The sequence below is a fragment of the Synechococcus sp. MIT S9452 genome (assembly GCF_047304245.1).
Classification (GTDB): Bacteria; Cyanobacteriota; Cyanobacteriia; order PCC-6307; family Cyanobiaceae; genus RCC307.
In genome coordinates this window covers 1,050,387-1,071,911 of sequence record NZ_CP138956.1, presented here as the reverse complement: position 1 = coordinate 1,071,911, position 21,525 = coordinate 1,050,387, and the positions used below count along the sequence as shown (strand labels likewise).

Below are 21,525 nucleotides of genomic sequence, written 5' to 3'. Positions count from 1 at the left end.
CCTAGTTGAAGCCTAAAAGCTGGCAGGCGTGACTGATCGTTACGACGCGGTGCTGGTGGGCGCCGGAATCATGGGCGCCACCCTGGCGGCGCTGCTGCATGAGCTGGATCCAGCCATGCGGCTGTTGATGCTCGAGCGTCTTGATGGCCCGGCGCTGGAGAGCAGTGCGGCGGCCAATAACGCCGGCACCGGCCATGCCGCCAACTGCGAACTGAACTACACGCCGCTGCAGGCCGGTGGCAGCGTTGCCACCGCCAAGGCCTTGGCGATCAACGGGGCCTTTGAGCGCAGTTTGGAGTTCTGGGCCACCTTGCGCGAGCGCGGTGATCTGGATACCCCGGCGTTTCTCAATTCGGTGCCCCACATCAGCTTTGTGTGGGGCCAAGGCGATGTGGCGTTTCTGCGTCAGCGCCATCAGCAGCTCAGCGCTCTGCCGGCGTTTGCCGGGATGGAGTGGAGCAGCGACCCTGCGGAGCTGGCGGAGTGGATGCCGCTTGTGATGCAGGGGCGCGGCGCATCAGAGCCGGTGGCCGCGACGCGCATCTCAAGGGGCACCGATGTGGATTTCGGCAGCCTGACGCGGCTGTATCTGCAGGATCTGCAGCGCAGTGGCGCCTTGGAGCTGCGCACTGGCTGTGAGGTCAACGACCTCACGCGCAAGTCCAACGGGGATTGGAGCGTTCAGCTCAGCGGCGGGGAGCGGGTGCAAACCCCGTTTGTGTTTCTCGGGGCTGGCGGCGGGGCCTTGCCGCTGCTGCAGCGCTCCGGCATCCCAGAGGCCAAGGCCTTTGCCGGCTTCCCGGTGAGCGGCCAGTGGCTGGTGTGCGGTGATGCCGAATTGGCCAGCCAACATCTGGCCAAGGTGTATGGCAAAGCCAAGGTGGGCGCACCGCCGATGTCGGTGCCGCACCTTGATACGCGCTTCATCAATGGCGAGCGTTCGTTGCTGTTTGGCCCCTTTGCCGGCTTCAGCACCAAGTTCCTCAAGCAGGGTTCGCTGTTGGATCTGCCCCGTTCGGTCCGCCCTGGAAACCTGCTGCCGATGCTGCAGGTGGGAGCAGGGAACTTCTCCCTAGTGCAGTACCTGATCAATCAGCTGCGCCAAAGCCCAGAAGAAAGGCTGGAGGCGTTGCAGCAATTTCTGCCCCAGGCCAAGGCCAGCGATTGGAGCCTCTCGGTGGCGGGCCAGCGGGTGCAAATCATCAAAAACGGTGCCAAGGGCGGCCAGTTGCAACTGGGCACTGAAGTGGTGGCTGCTGCTGATGGCTCGCTGGCTGCGCTGCTGGGGGCCTCACCGGGTGCCAGCACTGCCGTGACAATCATGTTGGAGGTGCTCGAGCGCTGCTTTGCCAGTCGTTTGGCCACTCCTGCGTGGCAAGAGCAGCTCAAGGCGCTGTTCCCCAGCTGGGGCGGTGATGTGCTGAGCAGCCGCAGCCGCAACACGGCGGTGTTGGGGCTTTAGAGGTACGCCCCGCCCAGTTGATCAGCCGCTTTGAGCGCGCGCATTACGGCAATCGCAGTGACTTCAAACGGTTCGTTGTGGCTGGTTTCTCCAGGAATCACTGAGCGCTCGGCGATGGCCATCAGCTCAGCGTCGTTACTGGCATCAATCCCCACTTGGGCGAGCGTGGTGGGTAGCCCCACCTGCTGGCAGTAGCGGAACACCTCATCGATTTCGCTTTGGGGCTGGCCTTCCAGCACCAACTGGGTGTGCAGGCCGATCACCACCTTTTCGCCATGCAGGTTGTGGTGGCTTCCCGGGATGGTGCTGATGCCGTTGTGCACCGCATGGGCCAGGGCCAATCCGCCGATTTCAAAACCCAGCCCCGAAAGCAGGATGTTGGCCTCCACAATCCGCTCCAGCGCTGGTGTTGGAACGCCGGCATCAATGGCGGCGCAGGCCGCTGGGCCATCAGCCAAGAGGATGTCGTGGCAGAGCTTGGCCAGCATCAGTGCGCTGGTGAGGGGTTTGCCGCCCACCACGTTGTTGCGGTGGCTTTCGTGGGTGGCGCGCGCTTCAAACCAGGTGGCCAGGCCATCGCCTAAGCCGGCCACTAACTGGCGTTTGGGCGCTTTGGCGATCACTTCGGTGTCCACCAGCAGCAGCTCAGGGTGGCGGTTGTAGAAGCGAAAGCCGGTGACGCTGCCCTCATCTGAGTAGATCACCGACAGGGCGCTGCAGGGGGAATCGGTGCTGGCCAGGGTGGGCGTGATCACCACCGGCAGCCCCAACTCATCGGCCACGGCGCGGGCGGTGTCGGAGGCCTTGCCGCCCCCAGCACCCACCACGGCGCAAAAGCCGTGGTGATCGGACATCGCCACGAGGCGTTTGATCTCGCTTTCGCTGCATTCACCGCCAAAGGCATCGATCACTGGCTGCAGGCCCACCGGTGGCAATTGCTCCTGCCAGATCGGGGCGAGGGTGCGTTGGGCGGTGCCGCCAGCGATGAACAGCACGGGCCCTTGAAAGCCCAGGCGCTGCAGTTCACGGCCCAGTTCCCAGGTGGCTCCAGGGCCCTGTACATAGCGCGCTGGAGCGCCAAAGACCCCAAGGGGGCGCTGGTGGATGCTGCCGAAATCGGTGCGGTAGGCCATGGCCGATGGCGCTCTGCCCCTGCCTAGCCAAAGCAGCAGGTGAGCAGGGGCTTCTCCCTAAGATCTGCTGATGACAGACGCCCCCGTCTCAAGGCTCCGCAATTTCTGCATCATTGCCCACATCGACCACGGGAAATCGACCCTGGCCGATCGCTTGCTGCAGGACACCGGCACGGTGGCGGACCGGGACATGCAGGCGCAGTTCCTGGACAACATGGACCTCGAGCGGGAGCGGGGCATCACCATCAAGCTGCAGGCCGCGCGCATGCAGTTCAAGGCAGCCGATGGTGAGCTCTACACGCTCAACCTGATCGATACCCCCGGCCACGTTGACTTCTCCTATGAGGTGAGCCGCAGCCTGCAGGCCTGTGAGGGAGCGCTGCTGGTGGTGGATGCCAGCCAAGGCGTGGAAGCCCAAACCTTGGCCAACGTCTACCTGGCACTCGGCAATGATCTGGAGATCATCCCGGTGCTCAATAAAATCGATTTGCCGGGAGCTGACGCCGAGCGCATCAGCACCGAAATCGAAGAGATCATCGGCCTCGATACCAGCAACGCGATCCACTGCTCAGCCAAAACGGGCCTGGGCGTGCCGGAGATCCTGCAGGCCATCGTTGATCGGGTGCCGCCGCCGCCGGACACCACAGAAGAGCCGCTCAAAGCATTGATCTTTGACTCCTATTACGACCCCTACCGGGGCGTGATTGTTTACTTCCGGGTGGTGAGCGGCCGGCTCCGCAAGAAAGACAAGGTCTTGCTGATGGCCAGCAAGAAGACCTACGAGCTCGATGAGATCGGCGTGATGTCGCCGGATCAAAAGCAAGTGGATGAGCTCCACGCCGGTGAGGTGGGCTATCTGGCTGCCTCGATCAAGGCTGTGGCCGATGCCCGTGTGGGCGACACCATCACCCTGGCCAGTGCACCGGCCGATGAGCCATTGCCGGGTTACACCGAGGCCAAGCCGATGGTGTTCTGCGGCCTGTTCCCAACAGATGCCGATCAATACCCCGATCTGCGCGATGCACTCGACAAGCTCAAGCTTTCCGATGCCGCCTTGAAATACGAGCCGGAAACCAGCAGCGCCATGGGCTTTGGCTTCCGCTGCGGCTTTTTGGGCTTGCTGCACATGGAGATCGTGCAGGAACGGCTCGAGCGCGAATACGACCTCGATCTGATCGTCACCGCACCATCGGTGATCTACAAGGTGAACATGGTCGATGGCTCCACCGTGATGGTGGACAACCCGGCCACGCTTCCCGATCCGCAGGCGCGCGAATCGATCGAGGAGCCCTACGTGAAAATGGAGATCTACGCGCCCAACAGCTTCAACGGCACCTTGATGGAGCTGTGCCAAGAACGGCGCGGCATCTTTGTCGATATGAAGTACATCACCACTGATCGGGTGACGTTGCAGTACGAGTTGCCTCTAGCGGAGGTGGTGACCGACTTCTTCGATCAGATGAAGAGCCGCACCAAGGGCTATGCCTCGATGGAATACAGCCTGATCGGTTACCGCAAGAACGTGTTGGTGCGACTCGATGTGTTGATCAATGGCGACAAGGCCGACCCGCTCACCACGATCGTGCACCGCGATAAGGCCTATGGGGTGGGCAAAGGCTTAGTGGAAAAACTCAAGGAGCTGATCCCCAGGCAGCAGTTCAAGATCCCGCTGCAGGCCTCGATCGGCAGCCGCATCATCGCCAGCGAAAGCATCAGTGCCATGCGTAAAGACGTGCTGGCCAAGTGCTACGGCGGTGATATTTCCAGGAAGAAAAAGCTGCTGAAGAAGCAGGCCAAGGGCAAGAAGCGCATGAAGGCGATGGGCAAGGTGGATGTGCCCCAGGAGGCCTTCATGGCCGTGCTCAAGCTCAACGAGAACAAATAGGGGAACGCTGCTTCCAGCGAAGCAGCAGCGATGTGGAGCAAGCCAAAAAGGCAGCAGGGTTTTGTGTTGCCCTCAGTTCTGCTGCTCGGTTTGGTGATCATCACCAGCGGCTTGGCTCTGCAGGCCATGGCCTTACAGGGCGTGCTGAGCCAAAAGCGCGAGCTCAAGCGCGATCAACAAGCCGACGCCGAGTTCTCAGCCTTGATGCGGCAGGCTTTGGATTAACCGAGGTACTGGTGAGTGCCGTGTTGCTGGGGATCTTCAGCAGCCTGGGCTTGCAGCTTTCTGGCTCCATTGGCCGAGCGGCCCAGCAGCAACAGCAATCTGCTGCCCAACAGCATTGGCTGGCCTTGCAACTGCAGCGCGATGCCGGCTTGCTGATCAGGCAAGGGGCGCTGCTGGCGGTTGATTGCAGCAATCATGAGCAACGCCATCAGGGGTTGGCTGAGTTGCAGGCCTTGTGGCAGCAAGCCGGCTCCCTCGAATCAGCCGAGATGTTCCCGACTGAACGGCAACTTGAGATTGCTGATGGACTCCTGGAGCTGAGAGTGCGTGCTGGTGAGCTGCAGCGTCAGCGCGAGTTCAGCCTGCAAGGCTTGGGAGCCTGCATCGATGAGCTTGGTTGAATTGTTCACGGCTGTGGCGATTGTGGGGATCCTGGCGGGCACCAGCATCAACGCCAGCCGAGCGCCGCTAGCTCATCAGCAGTTGCTGGCCGCGGCGTGCCAACTGCAGCTGGGCATTGAGCAAGCCCGCGATCAGGCGATGGATCAACAGGTTCCCTGCGCGTTGGCCTTGGGTGACACCGGTTGGGTTGAACCTGATAGCGGCAGCTTGCCTGCATGCACCCAGGCCACCGGGCCATTGCTGGCTGGTGATCGCGGAGATGGCTTGCAGCTGAATCACAACATCAGCGAACTGCAGTTCACCACCAATGGCTTGGTGCTGGGCGGCGGCACGGTGCGCTTAGCGGTGGATGGCTTGGCGCAAGAGCGCTGTGTGGTGATCAGCTTGCCGCTGGGCATTACGCGCCAAGGCCTCTGGGAAAACAGTCAATGTGTGCTGCCTGCGTCAGCAGAATCTTGACGCTGGCGTTAGAAGGAGTCTGCTGAGGTTTGTGAGTGCGATGGCAGTTGCAGTGCCTACATGGCTCGAGAGGATGATGGCGCTGATGCGTCAAACGGTGCAGCAAACCTGCATCGCTCCCAAACCCAAACCTTTGGCGAAGCCTGAACCGATCAAGCCAACCCAAGCTTCTGATCAGATCTTCACTGGCCCGAAAGGCGGGCAGTATGTGTTGACGGCCAGCGGCAAAAAGAAGTACCTGAAGCAGTGAGCTCAGGCGGGAAGCTCTTCTTCCAGCCTCATCATGAACCCCACGCCGCGCACGGTGTGGATCAATTTTGGTGCCTCGGGGCTTTCCACCTTTTGGCGTAGATAGCGGATGTAGACATCCAGCAGGTTGTCGTCGCCGTAGAAGCTTTCTCCCCATACGCCATGAAGAATCTCCAGCCGCGACTGCACCTTGTTGGGGGATCGCATGAGGAACACCAGCAGCTGGTATTCCTTATTGGAAAGCTGAATCGCGCGGTTGCCGCGGCGCACATCGTGGTTGGCTTGGTTGAGCTCTAGATCGCCAATGCGCAGCAGGTCAGGTTCGCTGTCTTGCGGTTGCAGCGCTTGGGAGCGCCGTTGCAGAGCCCGCAGCCGTGCCAGCAGTTCTTCGATCGAGAAGGGCTTAACGAGGTAGTCGTCAACGCCGGCATCCAGGGCTTCCACCTTGTCTTTGACTTCGTCGTAGCCGGTGAGCATCAACACCGGCACCGTCATTCCGGTCGCGCGAATGCGGCGGCAAATATCAAGCCCCGTGAAATCGGGAAGATTCCAATCGAGCAGAACAAGATCAGGGGCGGGTTCACCACGCAAAGCGATCAAGCCGCTTGCACCGTCGTGAACCACGTCAACGGCATAGCCCTCGACTTCGAGTTCCATGCGCAGGAACTCAGTGAGCTTGGGCTCATCATCAACAACGAGCAGACGCAACTGCTCAGCTTCCGGAGCCATTCGGAGGTGCTTGTCCAGTCCAGTTATAGGTGCGCTGGCTGGATCGCTTCTACCCTGAGCTTGATTGCAACACCGCCATGGCGGAGCAGTGGACACCGGGCGCTGTTGCAGCCCTGCGCGAAAAAGAGAATTTGCCTTTTGTCCGGGCTGATGCCAACGGCAACATCGTTGAGTTCAATGCTCGCTTTGCCGTTGTCTATGGCTGGTCAGAGCAGCAGTTGGTGGGGGAATCGATTTCAGCCATCCTGCCGCCGAGTTTTCGCGAGTTCCATCACGCTGGTTTTGCGCGTTTTCAGCTCACTGAAAGCTCCAAGGTGGTGGGCCATCCGCTGACGCTGGCCACGGTGTGCAGTGATGGTAGTGAAGTGCAAAGCGAGCACTACATCGTTGCTGAGAAATACCCCGATGGCAGTTGGAGCTTTGCTGCCACGTTGCGGCCGCTTGAGGGTGACCATGCCTCGCAGCCGGGATGAGTGACGAGGCCACGCTGGCTCAGCTGCGCCAGTCGCTCGGCCTGCTGCAGGTGGCATTTGATGCTGCTGCAGAGGCAATGGTGATTGTTGAACCTGGCGGGGAGGTGCGCTGGGGGAATCAAGCCGCGGCTGATTTGTGGACCAACGGCATGGCGATTTTGTTGGTCGGCCGCAGGCTGGAGCAATTGCTGCAGCCGATCACTAGTAGCAGTGGTGTTCCGATGGCGATTGAGGCAGCTGAGCATCCGCTGCAGAGGCTCAGCCGCGGGGATGGTCAAGGCACCTACGGCATGGGTGAGCAGTTGTTGCAGCTGGAGTGGCGCCGGATCCCCCAACCCGGTGATGGCTACTTGTTGCTCCTGGCCAGGGATTTGGCGCCCCAAGAGCTGGCCTTGCAGCAGCAGCGCCGCTTCCTCAATCAATTGGCCCATGAGCTCAACACGCCCTTGGCCATCGTTAGCGGCAGCTTGAAGCAGTTAGGCAAGAAGGCGCTGGATCTCGGCAAGGGTTCACGGGAGCGCTTGCAGCAAGCGCAGCAGGAGACCAGTCGGCTGGTGAGGTTGCTGCGCAACTTGCTGGTGCTCAGCGATCTGGAGACCGGCCGGCGGCAGCTGCAGCTTCAGCCAGTGGACCTGCAAGGTTGGCTGCAGCAATGGCGTGATCAGCAGGATCTTCCTGAGGATGTGCAGCTCACTGTGCTGCCAGCCGTTGGAGAGCCGGCAGCCGTTGCCCTCGATGCTGAGGCGTTGGCTGAGGTGTTGGCGCAATTGCTCGATAACAGCCTGCGTTACAGCGAATCGCCGGCGCAGATCCAACTGCAGGTGCAGAGCACAGCCGTTGGTGCGGAGTTGCGGTGGCAAGACCAGGGGCTGGGCATTGCCGCGGAACCGCGCGATCAGGTGTTTCAGCGGTTTGTGCGTTTGGAAGAGCATCGCCACCGCAGCCAAGCCGATGGAGCAGGGCTGGGTTTGGCGCTTTGCCTTGCCTTGATGCAAGCCATGGGCGGCTTGATTGCCCTCGAGCCAGTGGCTAAGACTTCAGCCGGAGTCAGCTTTCTGTTGCAGTGGCCTCAGACCTGAGGCAGATAACGCTTCAGCACCGTTTGCACGTCATCAAATAGGGCAGCTTTGAGCAGCCAGCCATTGGCTCCTGCGGCTTCTGCTTGTTGTTTCAGCTCAGCATCATTGAGCGCACTGAACATCACCACGGCCCCTTGGTAGCCGCGCTGGCGCAGTTGTTGCAGGCATTGCATGCCGCCCATCCCAGGCATCAATACATCAAGGAAAACCAGCTGGACTTGGCTGTTCTCCAGCTCAGCCAGAAGGGCCTCGCCACTGCTGAAGCTGCAGTGGGGTTGATCTAGGTCAGCGAGTTCAGCCCCCAGCAACTCCTGGATGCGGGGGTCGTCATCAACGATGGCCACAAGGGCTGAACTCACAGCAGCAGCACTTCAGGCAGCAACTTCAGTGTGGCTTTGGCCCGTTGTTCCCTGTCCTGAGAGCTGGCTGAGAAATGGCTGAGGGCAGCAGCGGGGAACCCTGTGATCAGCAGTAAAGAGGCGTGTTGAAACAGCAGCCTGGTTTCTCACTTTTGGAGCTGCTTTTGGCCTGTAGTGTGGGCTTGGTGCTGCTGGCAGTTGCTCTGCAAGCGCTGCTGGCGGAGCAGCGCTTGGCTGGACGCCTTGGTGTGCTGTTGCAGCAGCGCCAACTGCTGCTGCGCGCCAATCAACTCATCACTGCTGATGTGGAGCGCGGCATCGCCCTCGCCCCAGAGCTAACGCCGCGCTGCAATCTCGCTGGGCGCCAGCTGCTCATGCAGATCCTGAGTCCTGATGGTGGCCTCACCACCTACACCGTTGGGGCTGCTCCAAGCACGATCTGGCAAGGCCAAGTGCTGATGCGTTGTGGGCCGGCCTACGGACTTGATGGCCAGGTGAGGTCAGGTGGTGCCTATCAGAACCGGGTGGTGCTCGATGGCTTGGCCCAAGATTTCGGGGCCTGGAGCGGTTGCCAATTGCCTACAGCGCAGAGCAATGCACAGTTGCCGGTGTGTTGGGAGCCGGCCAGCGGTTTGGTGCAGTGGCAATTGCTGTTGCAGCGTGATGGTGTGAGCGCTCAACGCGATGGCCAAGCTCTCCTGAAGAGCGGATGAGTCTTGTGCCAAGCCCCTGGTGGGCGATGGCTGGGGCCGGTACCTTCCGCCTATTGACTCGTTAACCGGCTTGCATCGCCTCTTCCCTGTTGCAATGGCTGCGGCTTTGGCGATGCCCATGGCTGAAGTCCGTGCTGCTGACAGGGCTGATCTCAAGGTGATCCGTTTCCCTGGATCGGTTCAGCTTCGGCTGATTGGGATGGGACGTAATCCTGATGTGCGCCAAACCCAGACAAAAGACGGTTGGCTGATTGAGGTCAACACCACTCAGAAGCTGCAGCGCATGGGCAGCCCGAAGTTTTTCACCATGCCGGATGCCGGAATGGACAGCATCAGTTTCATCGGTGCTGCCAACCTCTGGCGTCTGGAGGTCACAGCGCTGCCTGGTAAGCGACTCGCACCACCAGTGATCAGTGCCGATGGGCGTGATGTGGAGGTGAGCTTTAAAGCTCAGCCCCTGCCATCGATGCAGGCCAGTGGATATGACATCAATTCACCTGGGCGCGTCAAACGCAACACCTATGTGCCGCCCTTGCGTAAGCGAGCGACAGCACCACCGGTCGGCGATATGGCGATCGGCACGATCGCGATTAAAGGCAATGAGGTTCGGATGCCCGATGCGGGCACAGTTGAGCGGCTCACCTTGCGCAATGCTCCAGCCCGTGATGTGTTGATGACCCTGGGTCGCGCTGGCGGTTACAACGTTGCCTTCTACAGCAAGAAAGGGGAAGACGGCCTGGACAGCGCAGGTGGAAATCCCATCTCAGTGGATTTCAAAAATGAGTCGATTGAAAATGCCGTTAATTTAGTTTTGACCCTGGGCGGATTGCAGGCCAAGCGTCAGGGGAAAACATTGATTGTTGGTGAGAAGTTGCCGTCATTTGCGCGGCAACTGATGAGCCGAACGGTAAGGCTGAATCAAGTTTCACCAGCACGTGCTGTTGAGTTTTTAATGAGCCAAGGAGCAACGCTGTATCGCACCAAAGTATTGGATGAAAAAGAAAGCAAGGTGGATGCTGTTGAAGTGGTAGGGCAGTCAGGCTCAACAACAACCAGTGGGCCTACAACTGAATTGGTTGGAAAAAGTGTGTCAGTACAAACGGTTGAAGCTGATGGAGAAGCTGCAGGTGCATTGCCTCTGCGCGGGTTGACGATCTCGCCTGATGATCGCCTGAACTCCATCACATTGACTGGCGAACCCAATTTGGTGGCTATTTCAGAGGGCTATCTTAAGCAAATTGATTTACGCAAACGGCAGGTTGCCGTGCGTGTTCAGATCCTTGATGTGAATTTGGATAATGTCAAAAGCATTGATAACAGCTTTGCCCTGCGAACTGGCAATACTTTCATTGTCAATAAAAACGGCCAGATGCTGGTGAACTTTGGAGATCTCAAGCCTCCTTCAACAGAAACAGCTGGCTTGCCTTCCAATTATGACGGGGCGACAGGTTCGCCCTTGGTAGGTTCTGGAGCCTTTCAGCTTCCTGGTGGAGCGCAGCAATTTATTGATAAGCCCTATCGGCAATTCCCTTATGAGGGCATTGGCTCTTCTTTAAACGGATCATCAGAATATGCACGCCCGGGATATGGGCCCTACTCCAGCCCAGGTCAGCCAGGGATTACCTCGGTCAACAATGGTGTGTCGGCTTATGCAACACCACAAAATTTTGAGTATCCCAAGAACAAATTTTTTGACTATGTGACGGCAATGATTCGCTCCTCTTCTGCCAAGATTATTGCGGATCCAACTTTATTGGTCCAGGAAAGTGAGTCCTCCAGTGTTGGTGTTGGAACAACCGTGTTCACTAATTGCTCATCAAGCACATCAGCGAATGGAACCCAAAACTTTCAGCCAACGAAGGAAACAGCAGGTTTGCAGGTGAATGTTGATGTGAATCGCATCGATGACAATGGATTTATTTCGCTCAGGGTTAACCCTGTGCTGAAAGCTCCATCAGGAATTCCTGTTGTTGTGAACTGTGGAGGAATTAATTTGCCCACGCGTGATTTGTCGGTACGAGAGCTGCGATCAGGTGAGTTCCGTGTTCGTGATGGCCAAACGTTGATCCTTACTGGTGTGATCCAAGAAGAAGTCTTGGAGGCGGTGGATAAGTGGCCAATCCTTGGAGATATGCCATTAATTGGTCAGTTTTTCCGGAAGTCTTCTAGCGATCGCAAAAAGAAAGAGCTCGTGATGGTTGTAACCCCCCAAGTGATCAATGATCAAGAAGGCGGCACCTATGGCTACGGCTACCAGCCCTCGACAAAAGATGCCCGAGAGTTGATCTATCAGCCTTGATGTTTAGTTGATGACTTTGTAAGTGCCGCTAGCTCCATTGCTGAGCAATTCAAGCCATGGTGACCCCTGTCCAACGGAGACAGTGTTAACACTGAGACTTGGATCTCGTTCCTCATTCATTGCCATGTACGCATTGGCTGTTGGTTGGTAGTCATAGCTGCTCCAGTTGCCGCCATTGCGGTCGTAATTGGGATCGCCATCGGTCATGAAGAACACCGTATTGGCATCTGCATTGCTGAATGCTTTATCTAAAGCAAACCAAGGCCTGGTTCCACCCCAACTGGTGACCTTGCCGTTCGAGAGTGAGTTAACGAAATCAAGCGCGCTTTCACGGTTGCTATCCGTCAGTTGAACCATTTCTCCTTCTTTCCACTGACGGTGGTTTTGGTAGCCAGGAGAGCTGAAGGATTGGAGAGAGAGAACAGTGGTTGGCGAAAGAGAGGCCAATAGTGCACGCAGTTCACTTTGAAGTGATTCCATGCGCGTCATTAAGCAAGCCTGTCGAGTACGGAAATAGCGGCTGCCGTCGTAGTAGGTACGGCGTGTTTCGCCATAGGTGCTTCCCCAGGCAATGCAGCTGCTCATGGAGCCGGAGCCATCAACAATCAGCTGAACTGTGTCGCTATTGACTGGGATGCCAAAGAAAGTGCAACCAGATTCATCATCACAGCCTGATAGCCCAGTTTCTTCCAGGTTGATTGTGCTTGTGCTGTCTGTGCGGTTGATCTTGTCGGCTCTGGCATAGGCCGTAAAGTTCAGATCAACCCGTAGGTCGCGTCGGCCCCCTGGGGGTTGTAAGAAGCTAAATTCAATCGTATCGCTCTGATCTGTCGGGTCCTTTAATTTTAAGAGTTTACGTACTTGATCGGTTTCAATAGCAAACGCAGGTTCTGGGAATGAGCGTACTTTGGATTGGTTGTCTTGATTCAGGCTGTTATCCATTCCTGCTACGACTTCTCTTAAGTCAGTAACTGGTGGGCAGTTGCTATCTGGGCAGGGAGTGACGCCAATGCCATCAAGAATCTTCGATAAGATGACGTCCTCTGTTTCATAGCGGCCATCGCCACTCAGGGCAGGTCCGCAACGTAGTAGGGCATAATTCTTGCCGCTTGTGCCAAGGCCAAGTCCATAAATAATCGGGGTCTGCAGCTCCGCCATTTGCATACCCATGAGAGGGTTGAAGACTTCTTGCTGATCGCTACTGATGCTTTGACACTCCTGCAAAGCCTCTGAGTATTCGGGGTTATTCAGATCAGTAAAGGACTGGTCTTGCTGCGCCTGGCCTCCATTCACCATCAGGTGCAAGCTCCGCTGCGTTTCAGCCCGAAGGAGGCGCAAGCCTGTTGTGGCCGATCCCCGCAGCCCTGTGACCTGGCTGCTGGCGTTCATTGAGGAACTCACCGTACGCATTGCCACGGCACCACCGGTAATCAGTAGAGAGCCTGCTGCCACGGAGAGGGCAACTTCTGTGAGGCCAAAGCCAGCTTGAAAGCGTTTTTGGTGGTTTCGATCTAAGCGTTGGATGCGTTGCATGGCCTTGCCAATCTGTTGGCTGTTTTGATTCTGTCTTTTTATCGGTGTTGTCATGGTGAGAAGGCGATTGAGGTGCTCTGAAAAGTTGGTGAAGATTTAGATGCTGCGGGTGCATTGACCGTCGCTAAAAGTTGTTCCAAACCAAGAACCACTTGTAATTTCCCCAGTGGTTGGCTGCATAACAACGCAACGTTCTTGCCCCTTTCTCTTTTGATGAAGGCTGTCTGAGCGAATACGGATTGTTAATGGCTTGTTGTTGTAGGAAGGGTTAGGGGCCGTCACGCCGCCGACTGTGTTGATGGCAATTGAATCTGGGGATATGAGGATCTTGATGTCATTGTTGTCAAAATCATTTTGGCTACCTTTGATATTGATTAGACGCAGTTCAGTCGTGGCCATACTTTTGCCACCCATGTTGCTTGGTTTGGGGCAATCGACTTCATTGCCGCTGCCAATTTCTTCTTTTATGACAAACTGATCAATGTTACTAGGACTGAATTCTTGCTCACTTCCTGCTCCATTGGGGAAATGGATAATGCAGCTGTCCTGGCGGCTAATCATGTTGGCTTTTAGTTGGGTTAGGCCTGCCTCTAGTTTTTGCGTGTAGCTATCAACTGCTGCTTGACGAAAGCGACTATTTAGTGCAGGTAGCATAGCCATTGTTGCGATGGAGCTGATGACCACTGCAACCATCAACTCGATGAGTGAAAAACCAGCATCTTGAGGCTGTTTCATCTTCATAGTGCTAATGAGCATGAGGATGCAAAGCTTGGGCTTAATTCAATGACTCGTTTTTCGTTGTTGCTTGCCCTGCCCGGAACCTCAAAGTCATACGTGACCACTAGCAGCAATTTATTGTCGCTATTGAGGGTGCGCTCCCAATTGCTTGTTGCAGGTACTGCAAGTTGTTCTGCAATTTTTTGGGCTAGATAGTCGCTACTATTGCTTTGGCCTTGTTCACAAGCTAAAGATAGTGCAGGCTCAGCATTGAGCATCGTATCGATGGCTTGAATTGACTCAATATCATTCAGAATTTCTTGCTCTAATCCTGACCTCAGTCCAGCCCTCCCGGAAGCTGCCATCCCCTGCGTTACCACTCTGTTTGTGCTCATTAATAGACCCATCATTACTAGTGCTGCCATCAGAACTTCAACCAAGCTGAAACCATGATTCGCTTGTATGAGTTTCGTTTTTGCAACGTGTCTTATCATCACCACCTCAGGAACACATCGTGCTTTTTACCGCGCAAGCCGCGCCAAGCTGTTCGACCAAATTGAAAGTTTTTCTGACCCCATAGTTGGCGAAATCCAGCTACTACATCGCTGCCATCTGCATTAGTGCTGCTTAGCGTTAGGCCTGCTTGCGCGCAAAGGTTGCTTGACCAGAGCAGGCCATTCATGTCTGCAGGTCCGCTGAGATGGGTTTTGCCTTGTGGCATCAGCACCACAGCTGCCGGTAATGAGTTGCCCTCAAGGATCAAATTGGCATCGCTGGTCCCGCAGCTCGTGGGCTCATCCCCTACAGGGGCAATGATGACCAGTTCTTCTGCTTTGGCAGTGTCGTTGCAATCGAGGGAGTTGTTTGAACTCGATCCGTTAGGCCGTGAGGCTTGACATAGGCGCCCTGCGGAGAGGTTCACACTTGAGCTGCCATCGACCAGGCGCAGGATGACTGGTTTGGTGTTGGTATCGCTGCCGGTTTCAATTCTGAGGTCAATAGCATCGGTGAGCTTGAGCTGCTCAATCTTCACCAAACAAGGCTTGTCGTCCTTGCCTGCGCAGAGGTATTCACTCTGCAAATTAATTGCCGTGACGTTGCCATCATCATCACGGCTCACCATTCCCTGCAATTCAGTTGTGATGCCATCACGGCTGATTGGCTTGCTGAGGCTTGTGTCGATATAAAGCTGTTCACTGTGCTCGTTGTGATCAGCAAATAGCCCTAGTCCTGGGAATTGGTCGCCATCTCCAACCTTTGGCCACAGCGCACTTTTCATGCTGGCGTTGGTGCTGCCTGTGGCATCGGCAACGATCTGACTGCAACTGCTGCTATTGGCAAATTCGGCTTGGGCCTGGGTTCGATCAATCAGCCAGATCGCCAAGCCTTCTCCATCGATCTTGCTTGGCCCCAGATCCATTGTTTTGGCACCGAGTACGCCCCAGTGCTGATTGGACATCACGACTTCCTCAGCTGAGAGGATCCGGCTTAACAGGGAGCGGCTCAAGACTTGATCCCCATCCGATTGGGTGGCGTAGCCCTCAATCTCAAAGGTGCGTGCATCGTTCTCTTGGGAGTAAGAGCGCAAGCGGTAACTGGTTTGTACGGCACTATTACGGCCGTCATTGCGCATGTTCTCGCCGCCAGAGAGATCTCCTTCTAGAAGGCCAAGTTCTGCTGAACTTTCCTGCTGAATGGGGTAGCAGGGTTGACTAAGCTTCGGCCTAATTGCTGAGATATCTAGATCCCATTGCTGCTCAGCAGAGTCAATACTTCCGTAGTTGTTGTTCTGGTTAAGCTCCCACAGATAAGTGAGATCTGGTGAGCCGTCGCTATCCCCAGTGCTGTTCATTGCAGCTAGCAGTCGGTTCATGCCGCTGGTGGCTGCCATCTCGGCAAGTTGCTTGTAGCTTTCTGCTGCTCCAAGGCGTCGCAACATCAGTTGCTTGACCAGTAGCCCGCTCGAGGCTGCCGTCAGCATCAATCCCATCAACATGGCAACCGCCATCGCCATGCCTTGCTCGCCTTCGGCTTTTAAGGAGCGCTTTTTGAGTCTTTGAAGAAGTTTCATCAGCTTGTTCCTTCACATATGGCCGTAGCAGCTGCTTGTTTGCTATTGCCTTTTTGCATATCTGAATAACCTGTATTGGTATCAATACAGGCCTTAATATTCCAGTTGCTGCTGCTATGAGTAGGTGTGGCGTAGATGCTTTTAATGTCATCCGTGCCTGTGACGATTAGGCTGTAGTGCTCACCATTCGGTGTTTTGATTGGGCTGAATGAGCCTCCTGATGCTGGCCCCGTACTTGTAGCGACCGGTGTGATTCGAGCTAGATCGCTCCAGCTCTCAGGGTTTTTGAGATACTCCTCCCGATAGGCCTGAATCGTGTTTTGAATCTGTGAAATTTGGTTAGCTGTGTCTGCTTGCCGTGCTTTTTTTATCGAATTGGTGTAGTTAGGGATTGCGATCATGCTGAGAATTCCAACAATTCCGACTGATATCATTAGCTCCACAAGTGTAAAGCCGGCGGTTCCTACTATTGGTCTGTAATTGATTCTTTCTTCTGGCATGACTGGCTCCTGTGTGAGGATTATCCGCGGATTTGATTTAACAATCTCCACCCAGGGAATTTGATTGGTGAATTGTTAAAGTTTTTGAAATGGCTTATGTCAGTATTGCGTATATCTATAAAGTCAAGAGTTTAGATTTGACTTGTTTTGGTTTTCGTTAGCCCTTTGCGTCTGATCATGTTTTTTAAGTTGCACCAGGTCTGTCAGCTGATCTGGCAGACCTGGTGCAATGGGTTTGACTCGTTATGCGCAGTCTTGCATCGTTACTGAGCTGGCGGCATTTAAGCTTCTGTCTTGTTTCGTAAATCCTGTATCAAACGAGTAGCATGAGTTAAGTACCTTCCCTGTAAGTGTCGGGTCAATATCATTGCCAGTTGCTGTTACTAGCATTCTGTTGCCTGTTGGGGCCACATAGCCGGGATCACCGGAATTGCCGACTCCGGCAGTCCCTGATGAGAAATCACACGTGTAATTAAATTTTGTCTTGTCAGGAACTGGCGCATTGCCCTGAGAGCATGCACTGGCTGCATCGGAGACAAGGCCTTCTTGGTAAGCAGCTGCAGCATTTTTGAAGATTGCGGCAGAATTGGATTTGGCTTCAGTCGCTTTTGCTCTTTCTGACTGACTCAGAAATTGTGGCAGTGCTACTGCACTGAGAATGCCAACAATCACGATCACAACCATCAGCTCCACCAATGTGAAGCCACGTTTGATGATGTTGAGGCTTTGGTTGCGGTTGGCCATGTGGCGGATCAACCGAGTTTTGATGAGTGAATTCATCGCCTTAGGGGCCCGGGCGACCCCGGGGTGAATAACCATTCCACTCTCACCCTGTAATTCAGCTTGTTTGTGAATAGCTGCTGCAGCTTTTCTTGGAGGATTGGAATGTTGTTCTGAGAGAACTCTGAGTTGTTGTTTTGCATTGCATAAAAAGCATGCTTTTTGTTGTTTGGATCGTTGATTGATTAGTGCTGGTGCCTTGGGCCTCCGCTACGGTCCTGGCCATGGCAACCCTCTGGCTGCAGCGCTTCTGGGGCTGGCGTCCGCGCACCCTCTCCGCCCGTCTGGCCCGTGTCGGCGTGTGGGTGCTGCTGCTTTATGTACTGATTGCTCTGATCAGCCCGCTGCTGTTTGGCATTGGCCTGCTGCCGGATGTGAACACCGGCCTGGAAAACGAGATCAATGCGCCGCCGTCGCTCGAGCACTGGTGCGGCACCAACCGCTTGGGCCAAGACGTATGCGCGCGCACGATCGCTGGCGCCGGCGTAGCCCTCAAAGTGGTCGTGCTGGCGCTCACCCTGGCGTTGATCGTTGGTGTGCCGCTCGGAATGCTGAGCGGTTATTTCGGCGGTCCGGTGGACCGGGCCTTGGTGCTGCTGATGGACACCGTCTATTCCCTGCCGGTGGTGCTGCTGGCGGTGGTGATGGCGTTTCTGCTGGGCCAGGGCCTGCTCAATGCCGCGGCGGCGTTGTGCGTTGTTTATGTGCCGCAGTACTTCCGCGTGGTGCGCAACCAAACCGCCTCTGTAAAAGCTGAGCTGTTTGTGGAAGCCGCCCAAAGCCTGGGCGCGGGGCCGGTGTGGATCATGCGCAAATACCTGTTCCGCAACGTGATCACCTCAGTGCCCGTGGTGCTCACCATGAATGCCGCGGATTCCGTGTTGATGCTGGGCAGCCTTGGCTTTTTGGGCCTCGGGCTGCCGGCGGTGGTGCCGGAATGGGGGGCTGAACTCAAGCAAGCACTCACGGCCCTGCCAACTGGGATTTGGTGGACGGCGCTCTACCCCGGGCTGGCCATGTTCATCCTGGTGTTGGCGCTCTCGTTCATTGGCGAAGGCCTCGATGCTTGGGTCAGCGGCGATGAAGCCAGGCCCTGAAGCGCCAGCGGCAGCAGGCTTCTGTTGAACCAGGTTTCGGGTGCTGCTGGCTTGATCAGGCGCAGCAAAACCGGCGCCAGTGCTTGGAGCTCAAACGGGGCATGGCGCAGCGGCCAGCAGCCGGCATGGCCATAGAGCCGCTGCTGCAGCCACTGCTGTTGCTCGCTGTTGAGTGGGCCCCAGTGCAGGCCAATGCGGCTGCCCTTTTGGCAGGCCAGCTCAACAGGCAAGCCCCAGTGCTGCGTTGGGATCTCATGGCCCGTGAGCCGGGCTTCCAGACCGTCTTCGCTGAGGGCGGTTATTTGTCCCCAGCTTTGCTGGCTGCGCACGGCAAACCACGGCACGCCGCTGGCGCCCGGCCGATCCCAACAGCAGCGCAACGACAGCCCCAGCAGCAGGCAGCTGCTGCTCAACCAAAACAGCGTTAGCGCCATCGGGCCCGCTGCTGGCGGCCAGCGCAGTAGGCCGATCAGCGCCAGCAGTTGCACCACGAGCAGGGTTGCCAGTGGAGCCACCAAACCGAGCTCCACCTGGCGCTGTTGGCCTGGCGCTTTGGGGGTAACGCGAAACGCTTTGGGGCGCCTGGCGATGGTGCTGAGCACCGCGCCCACCAGGGGCACCAGAAAAATCCAGCGGTAGAGCTCAGGCAGCACCGCGCCGCGGGCTTGGCCGCTAATCCATCGGGCCAGCAGCATCTGCGCCCCGTAAAAGGGCAGGGCCACGCTCAGCAGCCCGCCGCTCTCCAGGCGAATCGGCGTGCTGCCAGCCAGCAGCGCCAGTAGCGGCATCAACAGCAGCACCAGCTGCGGCAGCACATTGAGCCAGTGCAGGATTCCTTCGCCAAAAGCGAGCCGCTGCAATGGCGTCAGCCCAGCGATCGTGAATGGGTTAGCGCCCGTGCGCAGGATTTGCAGCGTGCCGCTGGCCCAGCGGCAGCGTTGCCGTGCCATCGCTCCGGCGCTGTGGGGAGCTAGCCCGGCGCTGAGTTTTTCAGCCAGGAAGTGCAGCCGCCAGCCAGCAGCAGCCAGGCGAATGCCGGTGGCGAGATCTTCACTGGGGGTGCCGGTTTCAAAGCCACCAACAGCCATTAGCGCTCTGCGGCGCACCACAAACGAGGTGCCGGCGCAGACCACCGCTTCCACCCCTTGGCGCACCGGTTCCACCCAGCGGTAGAAGCTCTCTTCATCGGGCAGAAGCCAGCGCTCCAGCTGCAGGTTGCGCAGCACCGGATCGGCATTCATGTAGCTCTGCGGCGTTTGCACCAAAGCCGCGCCGCTGTCTTGCTCCAGCAGGCTCACGGTGCGTTGCAGAAAGCTCCGCTGCGGCACCACATCGGCGTCCATCACCGCCACCAGCTCGCCTTGCAGCTGAGGCAGGGCGGCATTCAAGTTGCCCGCTTTGGCATGGGCGTGGCTGCAGCGGGCCCGGTAGCGGCAGCCCAGCTCTGCAGCGAGCTGGCGCAGTTCAAGGCGATCGCTGTCATCCAGCAGCCACACCGTGAGGGCTGGGTAGTGGATAGCTGCGCACCCCTGCAGGCTGCGGCGCACCACCTCCAGCGGTTCACCGCAGCTGGGCAGCAGCAGATCAACCGCAGGGAATCGATGCAGCGGTTGGGGTTTGAGCGGCTGCTGGCGCGCCAAGGAAAACCACAACGGCAGAAAGCCGCTGAGCAGCAACATCAGCTCGCAGCCCAACAGCAGCAGGCTGATGGCAGTGGCGCTGGGGCTGCTGAAATTCAGCGTTGAACCCAGGCGCCAGAGCAGGTAACGAGCCAACAGCAGGCTCAAAGCCAGCACGGCCCAGCGCCGCCATTGCATGGGTTACCGCTGCAATGCAGCAAATGGGCTCATAAATTAGAGATATCCACGCGCCAGTGATGGTCGTTTCACTGCTACTCGCGGGCCTCACCGGGCTGTTTTGGTTTTTGGGGATGCGCAACGCCGATGAGGTGATCGGCATCCTCGAAAAGCTGATGGCGACGTTGCTGTTGGTGCTCACCCTGTGTGTGGGTGGCGGCCATGTGGCCATCAGTTTGCTGCTGTTGGCAGTGGCCCTCAGCCTGCCGCGCGCCCGCGCCTTTGCCTCCACGCGCCAGCGCTCGAACACCAAGATCACTCGCGAGAGCGGTGAGTTGTTCCTGCCTTTTTGAGCTCAGCAGCGCAGCTTCACGGTGCGCGGCAACTCTTCCAGTAACTCCCCTTCTGAGCTGAGGCTCAGATAGGGCCGGCCGGTGTCGCGGCACCAGCGGGCCACCTGCGGATAGGCCCACTCAAACAAGGTTTGCTCGAACAGCTCAGGGCTCAGGCCTTCGCCAGCTGTGGGAATCAGCCCGGCGGCTTGGCGCTGGCGCACTGCTTCAAACAGCAAGGTGGCGGCCGCCACGCTCACATTGAGCGATTGCACCATCCCGGTCATCGGGATGAATACCGGTTGATCAACAGACGCCCCGGCTTCGGCGGTGAGGCCCCATTTCTCAGCGCCCAAGACAAAGGCCGAGGGCTTGGTGAAATCGCAGCTGCGGTAGTCGACCGCGTTGACGCCCAGCATCGTGCCGTAGATGCGAAAGCCCTTGGCGCGCAACCCACTGAAGGCGTCTTCTACCGAATCGTGATCACGAATCGGTACCCATTTCTGCGAACCCTGGGCGGTGCTGTTGAAGGTGCGCGGGCGGCCTTTGAGGCTGACGGCATGGGCTTCAAATACGCCGCAGGCATCGCAAGTGCGCAGGATCGCTGAGAGGTTGTGGGGCTTCTCCACCGCCTCCATCAGCACGGTGAGATCCGCCATGCGGCCATTCAGCACCGAGCGCAGGCGTTCAAAGCGGCGGGGCAGCAGCGGCATGCAATGAGGTTGGGCCTCAGCTTCACCATTGCATGGGCTGTCCTGCTGATTTGCCGCTCAGCGATGAACCCGATAGCTTCAACAGCTCGTTTGACCGCTTGGCATGCGCCCATTGCCCTTGGCGCTGGCTTTGATGCTGGGCGCAGCTTTCTCCGCTCCGGAGCTGGCGCGTTCACAACCAGCGATCTCCAATCAAGAACTGGCTGATCGCAGCTGGATGGTGGAGCGTGCCGCCACGCTCAACTGCGAGCTCAAAAAGGGCCAGATCAGCTCATCGCGGCAGCTGCGCAACACCTTGCGCAAGGATTTCCAAGAGCAAGGCCTGGACCATTTGCTGCCTTGGTCGTCCTCTAACAACGCCGCCGTTGCCGTGAAGTTGATCGAGCGGCGACTGAATGAGGACTGCCGGATCGATGGGACTGAGCGCATGGCGCTCAACCAGGAAATCTGGAAGTACATCAAGTAGATGGCTCCCCGCCTCAGCCACCACTGGCTTGTGTGGGGTGTGGCTCTGCTGCC

24 protein-coding genes are annotated in these 21,525 nt (G+C 57.3%); 13 read left to right on the top strand and 11 right to left on the bottom strand.

Features of this window, described 5'->3' with window-relative positions; all coding sequences use genetic code 11:
- Positions 1–28 precede the first annotated feature (28 nt).
- Positions 29–1,462 (top strand): malate:quinone oxidoreductase, encoded by a 1,434-nt coding sequence (locus SIB46_RS05510; RefSeq protein ID WP_413297515.1) that lies wholly within the window; start codon positions 29–31, stop codon positions 1,460–1,462.
- Here the strand turns inward: SIB46_RS05510 and SIB46_RS05505 are convergent.
- Entirely contained in the window at positions 1,459–2,595 is a 1,137-nt protein-coding gene (locus SIB46_RS05505) for a glycerol dehydrogenase (RefSeq protein WP_413297514.1), read from the bottom strand. The two genes, SIB46_RS05510 and SIB46_RS05505, sit on opposite strands and share 4 nt — an antisense overlap.
- A gap of 70 nt (positions 2,596–2,665) precedes the next feature.
- Here SIB46_RS05505 and lepA point away from each other — a divergent pair, with 70 nt between their 5' ends.
- Genes lepA through SIB46_RS05480 form a run of 5 tightly spaced genes read left to right on the top strand, consistent with a single transcriptional unit; the run spans position 2,666 to position 5,816 of the window.
- Positions 2,666–4,480, top strand: coding sequence for a translation elongation factor 4 (gene lepA / locus SIB46_RS05500; protein WP_413297513.1), 1,815 nt, complete (start codon positions 2,666–2,668; stop codon positions 4,478–4,480).
- A gap of 30 nt (positions 4,481–4,510) precedes the next feature.
- Positions 4,511–4,705, top strand: coding sequence for a hypothetical protein (locus SIB46_RS05495; RefSeq protein ID WP_413297512.1), 195 nt, complete (start codon positions 4,511–4,513; stop codon positions 4,703–4,705).
- 20 nt (positions 4,706–4,725) lie between these two features.
- Positions 4,726–5,106 (top strand): hypothetical protein, encoded by a 381-nt coding sequence (locus SIB46_RS05490; RefSeq protein WP_413297511.1) that lies wholly within the window; start codon positions 4,726–4,728, stop codon positions 5,104–5,106.
- Positions 5,093–5,566 (top strand): GspH/FimT family pseudopilin, encoded by a 474-nt coding sequence (locus SIB46_RS05485; protein ID WP_413297510.1) that lies wholly within the window; start codon positions 5,093–5,095, stop codon positions 5,564–5,566. Before SIB46_RS05490 ends, SIB46_RS05485 begins: the two co-directional genes overlap by 14 nt.
- A 40-nt stretch (positions 5,567–5,606) precedes the next feature.
- Complete coding sequence (locus SIB46_RS05480; protein WP_413297509.1) at positions 5,607–5,816, top strand: hypothetical protein; 210 nt, start codon at positions 5,607–5,609, stop codon at positions 5,814–5,816.
- A gap of 2 nt (positions 5,817–5,818) precedes the next feature.
- Here SIB46_RS05480 and SIB46_RS05475 read toward each other — a convergent pair whose 3' ends face one another.
- Positions 5,819–6,544, bottom strand: a complete 726-nt coding sequence (locus SIB46_RS05475) for a response regulator transcription factor (protein WP_413297508.1) — start codon at positions 6,542–6,544, stop codon at positions 5,819–5,821.
- 77 nt (positions 6,545–6,621) lie between these two features.
- Between SIB46_RS05475 and SIB46_RS05470 the strand changes: the two genes are divergently transcribed.
- Positions 6,622–7,017 carry a PAS domain S-box protein gene (locus SIB46_RS05470; protein ID WP_413297720.1) on the top strand — a complete coding sequence of 132 codons (396 nt, stop codon included), beginning with the start codon at positions 6,622–6,624 and terminating at the stop codon, positions 7,015–7,017.
- Positions 7,014–8,096, top strand: a complete 1,083-nt coding sequence (locus SIB46_RS05465) for an ATP-binding protein (protein ID WP_413297507.1) — start codon at positions 7,014–7,016, stop codon at positions 8,094–8,096. Before SIB46_RS05470 ends, SIB46_RS05465 begins: the two co-directional genes overlap by 4 nt.
- On the opposite strand, the gene SIB46_RS05460 is transcribed toward SIB46_RS05465, so the two are convergent.
- Positions 8,087–8,455 carry a response regulator gene (locus SIB46_RS05460; RefSeq protein ID WP_413297506.1) on the bottom strand — a complete coding sequence of 123 codons (369 nt, stop codon included), beginning with the start codon at positions 8,453–8,455 and terminating at the stop codon, positions 8,087–8,089. The two genes, SIB46_RS05465 and SIB46_RS05460, sit on opposite strands and share 10 nt — an antisense overlap.
- Positions 8,456–8,577: 122 nt before the next feature.
- Here SIB46_RS05460 and SIB46_RS05455 point away from each other — a divergent pair, with 122 nt between their 5' ends.
- Together SIB46_RS05455 and SIB46_RS05450 are read left to right on the top strand one after the other, a co-directional pair.
- The gene (locus SIB46_RS05455; protein WP_413297505.1) at positions 8,578–9,168 is read left to right on the top strand and encodes a prepilin-type N-terminal cleavage/methylation domain-containing protein; all 591 of its coding nucleotides are present in this window, start codon (positions 8,578–8,580) and stop codon (positions 9,166–9,168) included.
- Between the two features lie 118 nt (positions 9,169–9,286).
- On the top strand, positions 9,287–11,467 hold the full coding sequence (locus tag SIB46_RS05450) for a secretin N-terminal domain-containing protein (protein WP_413297504.1): 2,181 nt from the start codon (positions 9,287–9,289) through the stop codon (positions 11,465–11,467).
- A 3-nt stretch (positions 11,468–11,470) separates the two neighbouring features.
- Here the strand turns inward: SIB46_RS05450 and SIB46_RS05445 are convergent, their stop codons facing one another.
- The 6 genes from SIB46_RS05445 to SIB46_RS05420 form a co-directional block, all read right to left on the bottom strand.
- Positions 11,471–13,054 carry a hypothetical protein gene (locus SIB46_RS05445; RefSeq protein ID WP_413297503.1) on the bottom strand — a complete coding sequence of 528 codons (1,584 nt, stop codon included), beginning with the start codon at positions 13,052–13,054 and terminating at the stop codon, positions 11,471–11,473.
- Positions 13,055–13,096: 42 nt separating this feature from the next.
- Entirely contained in the window at positions 13,097–13,741 is a 645-nt protein-coding gene (locus tag SIB46_RS05440) for a Tfp pilus assembly protein FimT/FimU (protein ID WP_413297502.1), read from the bottom strand.
- Positions 13,738–14,157, bottom strand: a complete 420-nt coding sequence (locus SIB46_RS05435) for a hypothetical protein (protein ID WP_413297501.1) — start codon at positions 14,155–14,157, stop codon at positions 13,738–13,740. Before SIB46_RS05435 ends, SIB46_RS05440 begins: the two co-directional genes overlap by 4 nt.
- A 53-nt stretch (positions 14,158–14,210) precedes the next feature.
- A complete protein-coding gene (locus SIB46_RS05430) occupies positions 14,211–15,788 on the bottom strand; it encodes a hypothetical protein (RefSeq protein ID WP_413297500.1) in 1,578 nt (525 codons plus the stop codon).
- The gene (locus SIB46_RS05425; RefSeq protein WP_413297499.1) at positions 15,788–16,288 is read right to left on the bottom strand and encodes a type II secretion system protein; all 501 of its coding nucleotides are present in this window, start codon (positions 16,286–16,288) and stop codon (positions 15,788–15,790) included. The genes SIB46_RS05430 and SIB46_RS05425 overlap by 1 nt, the downstream gene beginning before the upstream one ends.
- 243 nt (positions 16,289–16,531) lie before the next feature.
- Entirely contained in the window at positions 16,532–17,068 is a 537-nt protein-coding gene (locus SIB46_RS05420) for a type IV pilin protein (protein ID WP_413297498.1), read from the bottom strand.
- A 224-nt stretch (positions 17,069–17,292) separates the two neighbouring features.
- On the opposite strand from SIB46_RS05420, the gene SIB46_RS05415 reads away from it, so the two are divergent.
- On the top strand, positions 17,293–18,165 hold the full coding sequence (locus tag SIB46_RS05415; protein WP_413297497.1) for an ABC transporter permease: 873 nt from the start codon (positions 17,293–17,295) through the stop codon (positions 18,163–18,165).
- On the opposite strand, the gene SIB46_RS05410 is transcribed toward SIB46_RS05415, so the two are convergent.
- Positions 18,069–19,982 carry a glycosyltransferase gene (locus tag SIB46_RS05410; RefSeq protein ID WP_413297496.1) on the bottom strand — a complete coding sequence of 638 codons (1,914 nt, stop codon included), beginning with the start codon at positions 19,980–19,982 and terminating at the stop codon, positions 18,069–18,071. The genes SIB46_RS05415 and SIB46_RS05410 overlap by 97 nt on opposite strands.
- Before the next feature lie 59 nt (positions 19,983–20,041).
- Between SIB46_RS05410 and SIB46_RS05405 the strand changes: the two genes are divergently transcribed.
- Positions 20,042–20,314, top strand: coding sequence for a hypothetical protein (locus SIB46_RS05405; RefSeq protein ID WP_413297495.1), 273 nt, complete (start codon positions 20,042–20,044; stop codon positions 20,312–20,314).
- Positions 20,315–20,316: 2 nt separating this feature from the next.
- Here the strand turns inward: SIB46_RS05405 and trmH are convergent, their stop codons facing one another.
- The gene (gene trmH / locus SIB46_RS05400; RefSeq protein ID WP_413297494.1) at positions 20,317–21,006 is read right to left on the bottom strand and encodes a tRNA (guanosine(18)-2'-O)-methyltransferase TrmH; all 690 of its coding nucleotides are present in this window, start codon (positions 21,004–21,006) and stop codon (positions 20,317–20,319) included.
- 103 nt (positions 21,007–21,109) lie between these two features.
- Here trmH and SIB46_RS05395 point away from each other — a divergent pair, with 103 nt between their 5' ends.
- A complete protein-coding gene (locus SIB46_RS05395; protein WP_413297493.1) occupies positions 21,110–21,472 on the top strand; it encodes a hypothetical protein in 363 nt (120 codons plus the stop codon).
- Positions 21,473–21,525: the final 53 nt, after the last annotated feature.

Coding starts and splice junctions, on each gene's coding strand:
- SIB46_RS05505 (WP_413297514.1), bottom strand. CDS start 2,595: ATGGCCTACCGCACCGATTTCGGCAGCATCCACCAGCGCCCCCTTGGG.
- lepA (WP_413297513.1), top strand. CDS start 2,666: ATGACAGACGCCCCCGTCTCAAGGCTCCGCAATTTCTGCATCATTGCC.
- SIB46_RS05495 (WP_413297512.1), top strand. CDS start 4,511: ATGTGGAGCAAGCCAAAAAGGCAGCAGGGTTTTGTGTTGCCCTCAGTT.
- SIB46_RS05485 (WP_413297510.1), top strand. CDS start 5,093: ATGAGCTTGGTTGAATTGTTCACGGCTGTGGCGATTGTGGGGATCCTG.
- SIB46_RS05480 (WP_413297509.1), top strand. CDS start 5,607: ATGGCAGTTGCAGTGCCTACATGGCTCGAGAGGATGATGGCGCTGATG.
- SIB46_RS05475 (WP_413297508.1), bottom strand. CDS start 6,544: ATGGCTCCGGAAGCTGAGCAGTTGCGTCTGCTCGTTGTTGATGATGAG.
- SIB46_RS05470 (WP_413297720.1), top strand. CDS start 6,622: ATGGCGGAGCAGTGGACACCGGGCGCTGTTGCAGCCCTGCGCGAAAAA.
- SIB46_RS05465 (WP_413297507.1), top strand. CDS start 7,014: ATGAGTGACGAGGCCACGCTGGCTCAGCTGCGCCAGTCGCTCGGCCTG.
- SIB46_RS05450 (WP_413297504.1), top strand. CDS start 9,287: ATGGCTGAAGTCCGTGCTGCTGACAGGGCTGATCTCAAGGTGATCCGT.
- SIB46_RS05445 (WP_413297503.1), bottom strand. CDS start 13,054: ATGACAACACCGATAAAAAGACAGAATCAAAACAGCCAACAGATTGGC.
- SIB46_RS05440 (WP_413297502.1), bottom strand. CDS start 13,741: ATGAAGATGAAACAGCCTCAAGATGCTGGTTTTTCACTCATCGAGTTG.
- SIB46_RS05430 (WP_413297500.1), bottom strand. CDS start 15,788: ATGAAACTTCTTCAAAGACTCAAAAAGCGCTCCTTAAAAGCCGAAGGC.
- SIB46_RS05425 (WP_413297499.1), bottom strand. CDS start 16,288: ATGCCAGAAGAAAGAATCAATTACAGACCAATAGTAGGAACCGCCGGC.
- SIB46_RS05420 (WP_413297498.1), bottom strand. CDS start 17,068: ATGAATTCACTCATCAAAACTCGGTTGATCCGCCACATGGCCAACCGC.
- SIB46_RS05415 (WP_413297497.1), top strand. CDS start 17,293: ATGGCAACCCTCTGGCTGCAGCGCTTCTGGGGCTGGCGTCCGCGCACC.
- SIB46_RS05410 (WP_413297496.1), bottom strand. CDS start 19,982: ATGCAATGGCGGCGCTGGGCCGTGCTGGCTTTGAGCCTGCTGTTGGCT.
- SIB46_RS05405 (WP_413297495.1), top strand. CDS start 20,042: ATGGTCGTTTCACTGCTACTCGCGGGCCTCACCGGGCTGTTTTGGTTT.
- trmH (WP_413297494.1), bottom strand. CDS start 21,006: ATGCCGCTGCTGCCCCGCCGCTTTGAACGCCTGCGCTCGGTGCTGAAT.
- SIB46_RS05395 (WP_413297493.1), top strand. CDS start 21,110: ATGCGCCCATTGCCCTTGGCGCTGGCTTTGATGCTGGGCGCAGCTTTC.